At 44.0% G+C, this 14403-nt stretch carries 14 protein-coding genes and 2 riboswitches; of the genes, 7 read left to right on the forward strand and 7 right to left on the reverse strand.

Annotated features, from left to right (window positions below; all coding sequences use genetic code 11):
• The 4 genes from AWV70_RS05300 to AWV70_RS05315 form a co-directional block, all read left to right on the forward strand.
• Window positions 1–900: methionine--tRNA ligase (locus tag AWV70_RS05300; RefSeq protein WP_153009903.1), on the forward strand; the 900-nt coding region annotated here is incomplete at its 5' end.
• Between the two features lie 372 nt (window positions 901–1272).
• Window positions 1273–2130 carry a hypothetical protein gene (locus AWV70_RS05305; RefSeq protein WP_060204966.1) on the forward strand — a complete coding sequence of 286 codons (858 nt, stop codon included), beginning with the start codon at window positions 1273–1275 and terminating at the stop codon, window positions 2128–2130.
• A complete protein-coding gene (locus AWV70_RS05310; RefSeq protein ID WP_060204967.1) occupies window positions 2123–2683 on the forward strand; it encodes a hypothetical protein in 561 nt (186 codons plus the stop codon). The genes AWV70_RS05305 and AWV70_RS05310 overlap by 8 nt, the downstream gene beginning before the upstream one ends.
• Before the next feature lie 30 nt (window positions 2684–2713).
• The gene (locus AWV70_RS05315) at window positions 2714–3604 is read left to right on the forward strand and encodes a CPBP family intramembrane glutamic endopeptidase (RefSeq protein ID WP_060204968.1); all 891 of its coding nucleotides are present in this window, start codon (window positions 2714–2716) and stop codon (window positions 3602–3604) included.
• Window positions 3605–3763: 159 nt separating this feature from the next.
• Here the strand turns inward: AWV70_RS05315 and AWV70_RS05320 are convergent, their stop codons facing one another.
• From AWV70_RS05320 to AWV70_RS05340, 5 genes are all read right to left on the reverse strand, one after another.
• Entirely contained in the window at window positions 3764–4642 is an 879-nt protein-coding gene (locus AWV70_RS05320; protein ID WP_060204969.1) for a DMT family transporter, read from the reverse strand.
• A 71-nt stretch (window positions 4643–4713) separates the two neighbouring features.
• A complete protein-coding gene (locus AWV70_RS05325) occupies window positions 4714–5127 on the reverse strand; it encodes an SRPBCC family protein (protein ID WP_060204970.1) in 414 nt (137 codons plus the stop codon).
• Between the two features lie 43 nt (window positions 5128–5170).
• Window positions 5171–5479, reverse strand: a complete 309-nt coding sequence (locus tag AWV70_RS05330) for a hypothetical protein (protein WP_060204971.1) — start codon at window positions 5477–5479, stop codon at window positions 5171–5173.
• A gap of 20 nt (window positions 5480–5499) precedes the next feature.
• Window positions 5500–6501 (reverse strand): hypothetical protein, encoded by a 1002-nt coding sequence (locus AWV70_RS05335; RefSeq protein WP_153009904.1) that lies wholly within the window; start codon window positions 6499–6501, stop codon window positions 5500–5502.
• Window positions 6502–6617: 116 nt separating this feature from the next.
• A complete protein-coding gene (locus AWV70_RS05340; RefSeq protein WP_060204973.1) occupies window positions 6618–8792 on the reverse strand; it encodes a YhgE/Pip domain-containing protein in 2175 nt (724 codons plus the stop codon).
• Window positions 8793–8919: 127 nt separating this feature from the next.
• A riboswitch (PreQ1 riboswitch) is annotated at window positions 8920–8964 on the forward strand.
• A gap of 6 nt (window positions 8965–8970) precedes the next feature.
• Between AWV70_RS05340 and AWV70_RS05345 the strand changes: the two genes are divergently transcribed.
• The 3 genes from AWV70_RS05345 (at window position 8971) to AWV70_RS05355 (ending at window position 11519) form a co-directional block, all read left to right on the forward strand.
• Entirely contained in the window at window positions 8971–9456 is a 486-nt protein-coding gene (locus AWV70_RS05345) for a QueT transporter family protein (RefSeq protein ID WP_060204974.1), read from the forward strand.
• 48 nt (window positions 9457–9504) lie between these two features.
• Complete coding sequence (locus AWV70_RS05350; RefSeq protein WP_060204975.1) at window positions 9505–9735, forward strand: excisionase family DNA-binding protein; 231 nt, start codon at window positions 9505–9507, stop codon at window positions 9733–9735.
• A gap of 266 nt (window positions 9736–10001) precedes the next feature.
• Window positions 10002–11519, forward strand: a complete 1518-nt coding sequence (locus AWV70_RS05355; RefSeq protein ID WP_060204976.1) for a glycine betaine uptake BCCT transporter — start codon at window positions 10002–10004, stop codon at window positions 11517–11519.
• 47 nt (window positions 11520–11566) lie between these two features.
• Here the strand turns inward: AWV70_RS05355 and AWV70_RS05360 are convergent, their stop codons facing one another.
• Complete coding sequence (locus AWV70_RS05360; protein WP_060204977.1) at window positions 11567–12553, reverse strand: homoserine dehydrogenase; 987 nt, start codon at window positions 12551–12553, stop codon at window positions 11567–11569.
• Window positions 12554–12591: 38 nt separating this feature from the next.
• Window positions 12592–13890, reverse strand: coding sequence for an O-acetylhomoserine aminocarboxypropyltransferase/cysteine synthase family protein (locus AWV70_RS05365; RefSeq protein WP_060204978.1), 1299 nt, complete (start codon window positions 13888–13890; stop codon window positions 12592–12594).
• 122 nt (window positions 13891–14012) lie between these two features.
• A riboswitch (SAM riboswitch) is annotated at window positions 14013–14128 on the reverse strand.
• Window positions 14129–14403 lie beyond the last annotated feature (275 nt).

The following is a 14403-nucleotide window of genomic DNA, read 5'->3' on the forward strand; positions in this document are numbered from 1 at the left end:
GTGTATGTGTGGATCGAGGCGGTGACGGGCTATTATTCCGCGAGCCAGGAGTGGGCCGCTTTGAACCGTGTCGATTTCGAGGAGTTTTGGAATGAAGAGACGGTCTCCTACTATGTGCACGGGAAAGATAATATCCCTTTCCATACGATCATTTGGCCCGCCATTCTTATGGCAATTGGAAAAGAAGATGCATTGCCGACTCATGTCATTTCCAATGAATATTTGACGCTGGAGAAGCGGAAATTGTCGACGAGCCAAAACTGGGCGGTGTGGGTGCCGGATATTTTGGAACGTTATCATCCGGATTCAGTGCGGTATTTTTTGACGGCGAACGCTCCGGAAAACCGGGATGCTGACTTCTCATGGCGCGAGTTCATTTATAGCCATAACTCCGAGCTTTTGGGTGCTTACGGGAATTTCGTCAACCGTACGTTGAAGTTTATCGAGAAATCGTATGACGGGGTTGTGCCGGTTGCGGAGGTTAATGGGGACATTAGAAAGAACGTTGTGGATCTTTACCGTTTTGTCGGTGAGCGTATCGAGACTGGACTTTTTAAAGAGGCGATTGAAATGATTTTCGATTTCATCCGCCAGGCGAATAAATACTTCGACGAGGAGAAGCCGTGGCTTCAGATTAAAGAGGATAAAGCGGCGTGCGCCCGGACAATGGCGACTTGTGTGTATATCATTGCTAATCTGGCGCAACTCCTCTCCCCTTTCCTGCCATTTTCGAGCGAGGACGTGGGTAAGATGTTGGGAGTGAGGAAATTCGCATGGAGGGAAATACAAATTGGGGATAGAGCTTTGATTGATGTCAAACCGCTGTTTGAACGGATTGATGTTGGGCAGATTGACGTGGAATTGAAAAAGTTGAAAGCGCAATCTGTTGGGGTGCAATAACTTTTGGCCTTCTCTCGAGAGGGCTTTTTCAATTGAAGTTAGGGGCGGATTGTTGTGAGTCGGTGATAAAGTCTTGAAAGTCGGGGATAACGAGGGAAAAGTCGGGGATAACCGGCTGAGAGTCGGTGGTAAATTTATTTCCACTTGTAAACTAGGGAAAATTACCTTCCAGCAGCAGGGAAACTCCCAATAAATGGTCGGACGGTGATAAATTCGCTTCAAGTGGCGATAAAGCGCGTCTGAGTGGTGATAAGCTCTCGGTTCGGTGGTATTCGGTCGAGAGTCGGTGGTAAACTCCCCTTCCCCAAATAAATTGATGCAATTCCGCCTTTGATTTGAGACAATATGTAAAAGGTTGGAAGGGGGATGACTTTGAAAGAACGCTATTTTTGGGCAGCACTCGGACTTATTGCAATCAGCTGGATTGTGAATTCATTATACGCACATTCGAAACAGTTGGAAGAGCCTATTTTTCTGGATCATTATATGGAAACGACGACGGATGAAAACGACCATAACTATGTCACCTTCTACTACTTGGCGAATAAAAATGATCAATCGCATATCAATTACATAAGATTAGGTGATGCTGAAGGCTTTCCGCAAGGCGACTATTTCTTTACGGGCACCACCGCCCCTCACGCAATTGACACATATAATCATCAAGAATTAAGAAGCATAACAGTCAAATTACGGTCATTCAGCGATAATACAAAGGAACAATCATTCAACGAAATGGAAGTATTTTATTCAGACGGAAGATCATCAACCGCGTCTATCGGGGAAGTGATCATCCATCCAAAGAGGTACTATTGGAATGAAGACACTAGGGCGTTAGAGCAGCCATCTAGCGGAAGCAGCAATGACGGTTCGAGCTGGGATACATTCCGAGCAACCGAGCCATCGGCAATCGAGAAGATCGACTTCCCTTTCAATGAACCGATTGAAGACCGGTTCAACTTTACGATCAGCGGCAAACAAACGGAGCAACCGCTGGATTCTCTCAAGCTTCCAATTCAATTAGAGAAGGATAAATCTGTGACATTGAGAGTCAATTTTAAAGAAAAAAGTTTTGTGAACCCTTTCGAATTCGCCATCCGTATATCTGGAACAACAGAGCAGGGAAAACCATTCACAAACTATGCTCACTACAATCTGTTCCCATATTTAACACAGGACGACGTGAATCGAATCATCGAGGAGAAGACAGGGAGGGATTCGGGTGAATAAAGCGTTGCGCTATATGTTCTGGGGTTACTTTTTCATCTTCTTCCGACTCCATGTCATGATTGACCTGTTCATGGATCCTATCGGTTATTATTTGATCTTCGCCGGATGTTCTAGGCTTGTGGATGCTTTTCCTAGAGCGAAAAAGGCAATGATTGTCGGATTGATTGGCATGCTTATATCCGTACCTTCTGTTTTTGTGAACCTATCCGATACTGCGTTGCCTATCGGGTGGCCCATCTATGGGACTCTTTTATCAGTACTTAAATTGGTGATCGCCTATTATTTATTCAACGTACTGATTGATGCAGCGAAAATGATTGGTAATCAAGCGTTGCAAAACCGAACGAAAACCACTTATAAATTCTATATTTCTATTAACCTTTTCACCTTGGCACTCATATCGTTTTCAATGAATGTAGCAGGCGATGGGTGGATTGCTTTATCCTTAATTTCAATGATTGGCGTTCTTATCATGGATGTTCTTTTTTTACTTTTAATCGGTGCAGTGCGACGCGTTTCACCTAAAGATCATCGAATCAATTATTCTATTTAGCATATAGTTGAGTAGAATGGAGGGAATTATTTGTTCAAAAACAATTCAAACCACGTTCGCGCCGGATGGATCATCTTTTTGGCGTTCGCATCGATGTTCATCGCCCAGCAAATTTTTGCGTTGCCAGGAGGCGTTTTGCTGGCGCTTGTCGATTTCCCGTTTCAAGACGGAAATTACGAGATGGATATTATGGCCGCATTCGACAGACATCCATGGATTTTTCTATTAACCCAAGGTGGCGGGACAGTCGGCGGAATGCTTGCAACGGTGTTGTTATGGCGTTTTGTCAATAAAGGAACGTTGAAAGAATTGGGCTTCAGAGGGTCGCTGAAAGATTTAGGTTTCGGCCTGTTGCTCGGAGCTGTGTCCATCGCTATCATCTTCTTTATTCTATTGGCTTCCGGTAATGTGATAATGCTTAATTCATTCGCGAATCCTGAGTTTTCCGTGTATGCATTATCGTTTCTTGTTTTATTCATTCTTGTCGGCTTTTTTGAGGAGATGTTTTTCAGAGGATATGTCATGTCGACGATGGAGAGGCGCGGAAATCCGAAATGGCTCGTCTATGTCGTTTCCGCTGTCGTTTTCAGTTTGGTGCACGGCACGAATCCGAATGTCAGCATATTGGGTTTGGTCAATATTGCATTGGTTGGCGTGTTATTCGCCTATATGTTTGACGCGACGAAAAGCTTATGGTTGCCGATCGGTTATCATATAACGTGGAATTACTTTCAAGGGAATGTTTTCGGATTCGCGGTGAGCGGAACTGCACCGCATGGGATTTATAATGTGTCGGTAGAGGAAGGTAGTGACTTGCTGACAGGCGGAGCGTTCGGATTGGAAGGCGGGCTTTTGGCGACGGTACTTATTATTCTTGGCTACTTTGCGACGAGAGTATATGTGAAGATGAAGGTGGAGTAAGGCCATTATGCGCCTTTTTGGCGATTTATGCGTGATTGTAGGAGTTTATGCGTTCTTTTTATTGATTTATGAGCGAATTTAGCAATTTATGAGCTTTTGCGGCGTTTTATGCGTTTTTATAATGATTTATGCGTGAACTGGATGAAACCTGAAGGCTGCCTATTGAATGGCAGCCTTTTCTTTTCGTCCACTGAACGTTAACACGAGGATTCCGCCTAATAGTAGAGCGATTCCGCTCCATGAAACAAGATCCAGCCTTTCCCCTACGACGATTACGCTTAAAATAGCGGCGGTTAACGGTTCGGCCAAAGAAAGTGTCACGGCGGATGACGAAGGGATATGCCGCAGACCTGTTGAAAATAAGATATACGCCACGCTTGTTGCCGCAATGCCAAGATATATCATTGTCGAGATGCCGGGAACGGTGAGCAACCCTTCCGTTTCAAAAATGAAAAGAAATGGCATGAGCATAATGGCGCTCACTGAGAAAATGACAGCGACTGAAGGAATCGCATCCGCTTTCTCCAACACTTCTTTGTTGAATAATGTATAAAAGGCAAATAGAAGTCCAGCGATTAAAGATAATGAGATGCCGATCGGGTTAACGACGAGTCCCTCTTTATTCGAAAATAATAACACACATCCGACAATGGCAAGCGTTGTTGCCGTCAACCATACTTTTGACGGGCGCTTTTTCAATAGTAGCCATTCAATGACACCTGAAAACATCGGTGCACTCCCGATTGCTACAACTGTTCCTATGGCAATTCCGGTCAACCGAATAGATGTAAAAAAGCAGTATTGGAAGATCGCCATCGCCAACGCGGAGAGAATAGTCGCTTTCCACGGCCAGTTCCGAAAGTCGATTTTCCGAAGTACAAGCATTATGATGAGCAACGTGAACCCGCCAACCGCAAGCCGTGAAGCTCCGACCGCCAATGGGTGGACCGTTTGCGGCATGAAAGTTTGCGCAGTGCCGGTCGTCCCCCAGAGCACCGCCCCTAATAGGACAACTATGAATGCTATGCGTTGTGACAAAGAAATCCCCTCCCCCAATATATTGAATATATCATGATATTGAAGGAGGGTGTATGAATTCTCACAATTATTTAGCTGTTTGACTCAATCGTTTTTTTCAGCTTCGCCAATAGTCCATCCCAGCCTTCGGACATGCGCGGTCGAACGACATCATGCGATTCGCCGAACTCCGTCTGCTTGCCATCCTCCCAGCCGGCATGAATGAAGGTCAATTCAGTATGGTCATCAATTGCCTTCAATTCAAAGTGAACTTGCCAATCCTTTCCCCAATCGAATGATAGACGATTCGGCGATTGGACTTCCGTTACTTTACATAGTGATTCGCCCCATGGACCCGCTTGCAAAGTAAATTCATTTCCTTCGACCAGTTCCATATCATTCGGCATGAACCAAGCGCCAATCCCATCAGCTGTTGAGACATACAGCCATACTGTTTCGATAGATGCATTGATGACGATATTTTTTCTAATTTCTGTTGTAGACATTTGGTTCTCTCCTTATCTCTAATCTTCTTTGTCGTATACGAGTTTAGTAATCAAATTTTTTAACATGTTGTTTGTATTCGAAAACATCAATAGTATGTGTAGCTTTGTCTGTTTTTATTTCCATTACATAGGCACTCTTTTTAGTTTCGACACGATATATATTACTTCCCAAGTACTTTACACCAGTTATTCCAGAATCATCATCTAAGATTTCCAATCTAACATTTGGGTCTGTTAGGATAGTAGTAACTTTATCCTTTGCAGTAAAGTAATGTACTATATTATAAGGACTTAAAAGTAGCAAGACAATAATAAGCAAGATTGAACTTATAATGACTAGTAATTTCTTCACATTATAGTCTCCCCGTTCTATTATTGAATGAAATCAAGTCTTTGAAACTTCTCTCGAATCTCAGGATGAATCCGATTCTCCTCCTTCATTATTATATCTTCTGTTTCGATATCTTTGAACACATCATGAATTGATTGTAATTGATTCATTTGATCAGCTGTCGGCGGCTTATTGATTAGTTGGTTCAACATGTTTATCGTGCTATCTAAAGAAACATTCAACTCCCGATTCAACTCCGCAGCCATTTCCAGTAATCGCTCAGCATTATAAGCACCTTCTAAGATCGGCTCAATGATTACCCTTCTCTCCTCATTACCCTGAAGAGTATTCTCACTAGCTTCTAGAACTGGCAACATTTTAGTTGTAAATGCCATGTCCATTAATTTATATGCATCGTCGAAAAAGGCATAGGAGGCCGGCTCGTTATACTGATCATTTGTATTTTCTTTCTTATAAAAAGTCTCTTTCTGATATCCGTTTTCTTTTTTATCGTATGTGAATTTCTGCACTATTCTATCAGAATGTGACCTCATAATCATCACGATTCCCAGTTTCCCATCAAATCTTGCAATACTGAAATCAATCGATCCTAGCTGAACAAAGTCATCAAAAAGCGGGTAGGTTTTCTCGCCGTCTTTCACTACTAACAACCAGGTCTGTCCATCGTCCCAAGCAAAGACCCCATTTTCCGTTTTACCAGCATTCACATGTAATTCGATTACTTCCTCTTCTCCATCCCCATCCATATCCAATGTGGTTGTCTTATATAACGTTTGCGGATACTTTTCAATATCTTTTGCGACAATCATCGAATAATCATTATTCACTTGTTGATTCAAGTCTAGCTCGAGCGCCTTCTTTTCCTCCTCTAACGTATTTACAAAAGCATCTTTTTCTGATGATATTTGCTCGATTTGCTTTTTCAGTTCGTTAATTTCGTTAGTCTGATCTGCATTCGTCTGGTCCGTGCAGCCGCTTAGCATGCCGATCAAGCACACGCTTCCTAGCAAGAGTTTCCTCATTCCTCATTCCCCATCCCCCTATGTTTAATCCATACAACGCTTCCACTATTGGTACGTTCTTAACGACTAATTTGTTTCAACAATCTGAAATCAACCCATGTCGTGAAGGCCCTCCCTCAATGAAACAGCCCTGATTCCCGTGATTTCCTTAATAATTGATGGGTTTTCCGGTTCACAATCTTTTTCAGGAAGATGCCTATTAATAAAAAGATGATTCCTGTAATGAGCAGAAATGTGACGTCCGTGATGACCCGTTGCCAAACAATGCCGCCGACTGCTTCTCTCATTAAATCGATGGCATACGTGAACGGAAGGCCAGGATTGATCCATTGGAAGAAACGTGGCAGGAGTGCAACTGGATACGTACCGCCAGAACCGGCGATTTGCAGGACGAGCATGATGATTGCAAGCGCCTTTCCGACATCTCCGAATAAAGAGACGAGCGTGTAAACGAATATCATGAAAACCGTACTGATGAAAAGTCCGAAAACGATGAACCAGACTGGATCCTTTGCATGAACACCAAGGATTATCAGATCGCCGACCGTGACAATAAGGGTTTGGAGCAGACCGATAGCAAGGAATGTAAAAAGGCGCCCTGCATAAATATGTCTGCTGCTCATCCCATCCACATTTTCAACATCCGTAGCAAGAAGGGAGATGAGAAGAAGGCAGCCAACCCAAATAGCAAGCACAGTGTAAAATGGCGTCATGCCTGTTCCGTAATTTTCGATAGGAAATAATTTATTTTCATTTAACAATATCGGTTCCTCAAAAAAGCTGCGCTCCGCTTGCGGATCATTCCGAAGCAATTGGATAATTTCATTGATGTCCGTTTCACCTTGAATGGTACGAATTTTGTCAGCAAGCTTTCCCACTCTATCCGCGATGTAAGGGTATTCGTTCAATGCTTTTTCCGACAGCTCGGTTCCCTCAGTAATATGCTTAGAGGTACTTGCCAGAATACGCTCCACCTCAGGCACAGTGGATTGTATTGACGTCAGTAACGATTTAGCCTGTTGCAGCGTTTTTTGGGAACGTGCTGTTTCCGCAAAGACGGTTGGCTCGATTGTATTTTTATATTCATCAAGAAACTGATCCAGCCGAACGGTTGCATTCTCCGATAACTGTTCTAAGTCTGCCAATGTTTGCTTCAGTTGCTGTTGCTTACCTTCAACTAATCCATTTAGCGAATTAGCTTTCGTTTGCGCTTCTTCCAGCAAATTTTGCAAATTCGTCGTCTTGTCGATTGCCTTTTGCAATCTCTCTTGTCGTTCTGCATTTGGCAGCTCTTCGTTGCTTGCTACATCTTGCAACCACCGGAGATCCGCTTCCACCGATCCAACATTCTGGATTGTCTCTGTCATTTTAGCATCTAGCTGCTCTTTCACACGGTCAATTTCTGTAAAGTCCAATTTGACGTTATTCACTTTTCCTAAAAACTCGTTCGTTTCCTTAGAAATCACGGATGCTCGTTGCAAATCACTTTTCACCTTAGGAGCAATTTCATTCAGCCTAGCTTTTGCATTATCCAAAAAGGATAAAGTGTGATTTACCGTCGTCAATCCGTCCGCAATCGATTGTTTTGCTGTCGGCATTTTCTTTTGCGCTTTATGAATCAAATCTTGTGCTGACACTGCGTCTCGTGTAGTGCTTTTTAACAAATCATGAATGTGCGGAAGTTGCTCTTCCATGTCAAAAATATAGTTTTCAAACTTTTCGATGTCCGGCATATCGTGTTGAAGCTCAATGCCTAGTTGATTAAACTGGTCAAAAATAACTCCGTTCACCGTTGAGATGAATTGTCTGCTCACTCTATCGACAATTACGCTTGCACCTTTTTCAGTAATTTTAGGGGCAATGGAATTAATTTTTTCATTCACATAATAATCGATCTCCGCTTTCTCGGGACGATCGGAAATGACGGAACTGAGCTTTTCCGAAAAATCCTGTGGGATAATTAACACGGCAAAATAATCTCCGTACTCAATCCGTTCCATCGCCCGCGTCCGAGTGGTGAATTGCCAATCCATATCTCGATTTCCTTCCAACGTATCAACAAGCTGCTCGCCGACATCAATATGCTCGCCTCGAACGTCCGCCCCAATATCCTCATTGACAACGGCGACCGGCAGATGACTTGTTTTACCATAAGGATCCCATGTCGCATAAATATTGAACCATGCATACAAGGACGGAAGAAAAATGAGCCCGGCAATCAACACAGCCGCCACCCAGTTACGGCTAATATTCTTAACGTCAGTCATGAAAATGGACCAGCTTTTCCGCATATCGCTCCCTCTTTCAACAATCATTCATTTGAAAATAGCATACCCGTATTCAAGGAAAATCAGCGGTCCGAATAAAACGGCTATTGAACGTTCATTAGTCCTATGCTAAACTGAAAGGTAGGCTTTTTGCCACGTGGTTCGCGAACCTCCCACGAAAAAAAACTAAGGAGAAATGAATATGAAAGTAAAAATGATGGCAACGAGCGGTATTATCGCTGCGTTGTATGTTGCTGTGACGTTTTTGATTGCCCCGTTCGGGTTCACTAACATCCAGTTCCGCTTGTCTGAGATGTTCAATCATCTCGTTGTGTTCAATAAAAAATATATCGTCGGTGTCGTATTGGGCGTATTTATCTCCAACTTGTTCTTTTCGGAACTCGGCCCGATCGATCTCGTATTTGGTGTTGGGCAATCGGTCCTCGCTCTGTCGATAACGATCTTTTCCGCGAAGTTCATCAAAGGGCTTTACCGACGGATGATTTTCAATACAATGGTTTTCACGTTCACGATGTTCCTCATCGCATGGGAATTGAACATCGCGCTGGAGTTTCCTTTCTTACTGACATGGCTCTTCGTCGCAGTCGGCGAATTTATTGTCATGGCAGTCGGCATTCCTATTATGGTAGCATTGAATAAAAGACTTCATTTTGAGAAACTGATCTAAAAAGGGGCGAATTATCGCCTCTTTTTTTCGATGATAGGAGAGTTTTGAATGTATATGACGATTGAAGAAACAGCGGAATATTTAGGAATGCCAGTGGAACAAGTTCGGAAATATGTGTGGGAAGGTCGCATACGTGCCGTGCATGACGGCGAACAGTTTTTCATCAATCAAAATCAATTTGGTGATTATTTTACCCAGCTTGAAACATTAAAAAGACAGATTGATGACTACTTGAATGAACCACTTCCTTCTGACCGCGATATTAAAGATGAAGATTAAAAACCTACATAAGGGGTAAACTGAAACCAAGGATGTTCCATAGTAAGAAAGACATATTTTTTTCATTCAATCCAACTCAGTTCTCCAATTCGGAAGTTTCATTTTACTTCTAACAGGCTCTTTCATAATGCAGGTTTAACGTGTTAATGAAAAAATAAAATGAACAACTTGTGTAAGCGTTTGTATTTTTACTACTTTTGCTTTCCCGCTACATGATTGGTATAGTATGTAGTCGTTTTTAAAATCCATTATTCATAGGGGGAAACATGCGAAAAATATCAAATGTATTTTATATAACAATCGGCCTGATCATATTGGCTGTAGGATACGGAGTAGTTGCGGCGGAGAGTTTTGAAGCCGTCACAAATTCCATCAAATCCTTCGTATCATCTTCATTCGGATGGTATTATATGCTTCTTCTTTCTTTTCTTCTTTTACTCAGTTTTTTCTTCATTTTCAGTCCATTCGGCAAGGTGCGTTTAGGACAAGACACGGACCGTCCGACATTTTCGATGATCACTTGGATTGCCATGCTTTTCTCTGCTGGAATGGGAATCGGATTAGTTTTTTACGGGGCAGCAGAACCGCTATCCCACTATGCTATCAATCCCTCAACAGCAGAGCCGAATACAGATGCCGCATTCAAAGAAGCAATGCGCTACTCGTTTTTCCATTGGGGCTTGCATGTATGGGCGATGTACGGAATCGTCGGCCTCGCACTTGCATATTTCCAATTCCGCAAAGGTGAACCGGGGTTAATTTCAGCAACATTGAAGCCGATTTTCGGTAAAAAAATGGAGGGGCCATGGGGTATCCTCGTCGATGTACTTGCCGTTTTTGCAACAGCTTTTGGCGTTGCCACTTCTCTCGGCTTCGGTGCTGTTCAAATTAACGCAGGGCTGAATTATCTTTTCGGCTTCAAAATCGGCTTCTCTACACAGCTAGTCGTTATCGCGGTAGTGACTGTCCTTTTCGTCATGTCTGCTTGGTCGGGGCTCAGCAAAGGAATAAAATATCTTTCGAACACAAACTTAATTTTAGCGCTCGCCCTTTTAGGTTTTGTCCTCATCTTAGGACCTACTTTGCTCATATTTAATGTTTTCACTGATTCCATTGGAGGCTATCTCGCCAATATCGTTTCGATGAGTTTCCGAACTGCACCGTTGAATGACGCTCATCGTGGCTGGCTAGAAGACTGGACGATCTTCTATTGGGCATGGTGGATTTCGTGGGCACCGTTCGTCAGCATGTTCATCGCAAGGGTTTCAAAGGGTAGGACGATCCGTGAATTCATGGTTGTTGTCATGCTGGCCCCAACCATTCTGAGCGCCATCTGGTTTTCAGCTTTTGGATCGACTGCTATCAATTTGCAACGTCAAGGGATGGCGGACTTAGCAAATACGGACACTGAATTAACGATTTTTGAAATGTTTCATGCGATGCCTTTGTCAATCATCATTTCAATTGTCGCAGTGCTGCTGATTGCATCGTTTTTCATCACTTCCGCAGACTCCGCGACATTTGTGTTAGGTATGCAGTCGACATACGGTTCGTTGACTCCGCCAAATAGCGTAAAAATCATTTGGGGTGTTATTCAATCGACCATTGCGATCATATTACTGTCCGTAAATGGGTTGACTGCGCTGCAAAACACAATCATCATTGCCGCACTGCCGTTTTCTTTCATCATTTTGCTAATGATCGTTTCACTGATCAAAGCATTGCAGAGTGAACGGCCAAAGAGTGAGCGGCCAAGAAAAAGGAAAGCAAATGACGGCATATAAGCATAGAAAAAGTGGAGGACGGAATCCTTAGATTCCCCTCCACTTTTTCAGTTCGGCACCATGACCGCTTCGTGTTGGCGAATGACATGCAACAGATCGGCAATCATCGCGCTTCCGGTCGGATACATTCCTGCACCCGGACCTACCAATGTCAGCGGTCCAAGGTATTCGGTTTCTACAATGACCGCATTGTCGACTCCATCAATGCTGAACAGCGGATGATTGGCACCAATCAATACCGGTCCTACAGTCGCTTGCAGCTTTCCTCTTTCATCTTTCCAAATATCCGCCACGTGACGATAACGGAGGTTGTCTTTCACTGTATCTTTAAGATCGACCGATTCGAGATGATCGATTCCAACGACAGGAACATCCTCCCAATCGGGCTGTTGACCGAAAGAGAGCGAACTCAAAATCATCAATTTACGGAAAGCATCTGCGCCACTCACATCGTCAGTAGGGTCAGCCTCTGCATAGCCGTTTTGCTGTGCATCAATAAGCGCCTGTTCGAATGAAAATCCTTCATCGCGCATTTTCGTCAAAATGAAATTCGACGTCCCATTTAAAATGCCTTGGATCCGTTTGACGCGGTCGCCTGCCAGCAGATTGGTCACTGTCCGGATGATCGGGATGCCTCCAGCCGTCGTCGCTTCGAAACCGACTTGCACATCGCGAAACTCAGCATGTTTCAGTAACGCAGGTCCATGTTTTGCAAACATCTTTTTATTTGCCGTAATGATATGGCAACCCTTCTCGATCGCATCCGACAAATACGTATAAGCAGGTTCTTCTCCGACAATCGCTTCGAAAACAACATCGATTTCGGGATTACTCAAGATTTCATGAATGTTATCTGTAATTTGCGCGCCTCTAATCGGTATACGTTCTTTCGCCTTGTCTTTCACAAGGATGGATACGACATCAACGGTGAAACCAGTGCTCTTTTTGATCTCTTCCCGCTTTTCCTGCAGGATTCTAAAAACACCTTCACCGACCGTACCAAAACCGAGTATGGCCACTTTTATTGACGGCATTATTCCACCCTTCCTTTCTATTTTTCATTCTCAATACGTCATTGGACTTCAACTGGCACCGCTTTTTCAATTGCCTGCTTCAAGTCTGCAATAATATCTTCAGTTGACTCAAGTCCGACTGATAGACGGATTAATTCCTCCGGCGTCCCTGTCTTTTTCAAGTCTTCCACAGACAATTGCTGATGTGTCGTCGAAGCGGGATGAATAATAAGTGATTTGGCATCCCCTACATTCGCCACATGTGACCACAACGTAATATTGTCGATCAATTTCCGGCCTGCTTCACGGCCACCTTTAATGCCAAAAACAATGATGGAGCCGAAGCCATTCTTCAAATATTTCTTAGCATTTTCATACGTCGGGTGCTCTTCCAATCCTGTGTATGTCACCCACTCGACGGACGGATGCGATTTCAGGAATTCAGCCACTTTCACAGCATTTTCATTATGGCGTGTAACACGCAAATGGAGCGTCTCGAGCCCTTGAAGGAAGTTGAATGCACTGTCTGGATCTAGGCAAGGCCCGAAATCGCGCAACAATTGGACGCGAAGCTTCGTAGCAAATGCCGCTCCCGCCGTGTCAATGCCGTAGCGCAGGCCGTGGTACGTTTCATCCGGCTCTGTAAAGCCAGGGAATTTACCCTTCGTCCAGTCGAATTTACCGGCATCAACGACAACGCCACCGATTGTTGTTCCGTGGCCGCCAATCCATTTCGTTGCAGAATGGATGACGATATCCGCCCCGAACTCGATTGGATTCGATCCGTATGGGGATGCGAATGTGTTATCGATAAGGAACGGGATTTCATTCTCATGTGCGATGTTTGCAACCGCTTCGATATCGAGAACTTGAAGGCTCGGATTCCCGATCGTTTCAGCGAAGATCGCTTTCGTTTTATCTGTAATCGCGGCACGGAAATTTTCAGGGTCTTCCGCGTCCACAAATTTCACATTGATGCCGTAGCGAGGAAGCGTGACGGCGAATAAATTATACGTACCGCCGTATAGATTGCCTGCGGCGACGATTTCATCCCCTGCCCCAGCAATGTTCAAAATGGAAAAGGCGATTGCTGCCATGCCGGAAGATAGCGCTACTGCCGCAGTCCCGCCTTCTAAGAGCGCAACCCGTTCTTCAAAAACGGCAACGGTCGGATTCGTGATTCTTGTGTAAATATTGCCTGCCTCTTGCAAGGCAAATAAGTTTTGGGCATGTTTAGTATCGCGGAAAACAAATGCAGTAGTACGGTGGATTGGCACAGCACGCGATCCCGTAATAGGATCCGGCTTTTGGCCCCCGTGTAAGAGAAGAGTTTCAGGTTGAAGTTGTTTGTTTGTCATTGTCATTACCTCCAGTGGATTTTTTAAGATGAAAATAGTGCAGTACGGAGGCGTTGGGGGTTTTTGGAATAAAAAAATAACCCCTTTCGCTAAGAGAAGGGTTACGCTTTCGCTTATTCCTCCTCTTATCTTTCAGACCGTTTACACGAATCTGTAGGAAGTAGCACCTTTGCAAGTTCGTCACTTGCCGGTTGCCGGGCATCGCAGGGCCTAGTCCCTCCGCCGCTCTTGATAAGAGTTTGGGTATTCAGTTTTTCATCTTGTTGAACAGTATAGAAGACTACTTTTTAAAAGTCAAGGGGTGAATTTATTTTTTTCTGAAACTTGCGCTTTATTATCGATGTTATAATAGTTTTAGAAATTGGACTGACGGCGCAGGTGTGCTTGCATTGGACGTGGAACCTGCCTCTTTGGATGCGTGGACACTTGCTTTAGACGCGGGAGGGCCTTCTTTGGATGCGCAGACACTTACTTTGGACGCAGGACGACCTTCTTGGGATGCGCAGACACTCA

This window comes from Sporosarcina koreensis (assembly GCF_001531445.1).
Taxonomy (GTDB): domain Bacteria; phylum Bacillota; class Bacilli; order Bacillales_A; family Planococcaceae; genus Sporosarcina; species Sporosarcina koreensis_C.

Bases quoted from the DNA above. Each gene is read 5' to 3' on its own strand.
- AWV70_RS05340 (WP_060204973.1), bottom strand. From the start codon at position 8,792: ATGCGGAAAAGCTGGTCCATTTTCATGACTGACGTTAAGAATATTAGC.
- AWV70_RS05365 (WP_060204978.1), bottom strand. From the start codon at position 13,890: ATGACAAACAAACAACTTCAACCTGAAACTCTTCTCTTACACGGGGGC.
- AWV70_RS05350 (WP_060204975.1), top strand. From the start codon at position 9,505: ATGTATATGACGATTGAAGAAACAGCGGAATATTTAGGAATGCCAGTG.
- AWV70_RS05335 (WP_153009904.1), bottom strand. From the start codon at position 6,501: ATGAGGAAACTCTTGCTAGGAAGCGTGTGCTTGATCGGCATGCTAAGC.
- AWV70_RS05325 (WP_060204970.1), bottom strand. From the start codon at position 5,127: ATGTCTACAACAGAAATTAGAAAAAATATCGTCATCAATGCATCTATC.
- AWV70_RS05355 (WP_060204976.1), top strand. From the start codon at position 10,002: ATGCGAAAAATATCAAATGTATTTTATATAACAATCGGCCTGATCATA.
- AWV70_RS05345 (WP_060204974.1), top strand. From the start codon at position 8,971: ATGAAAGTAAAAATGATGGCAACGAGCGGTATTATCGCTGCGTTGTAT.
- AWV70_RS05360 (WP_060204977.1), bottom strand. From the start codon at position 12,553: ATGCCGTCAATAAAAGTGGCCATACTCGGTTTTGGTACGGTCGGTGAA.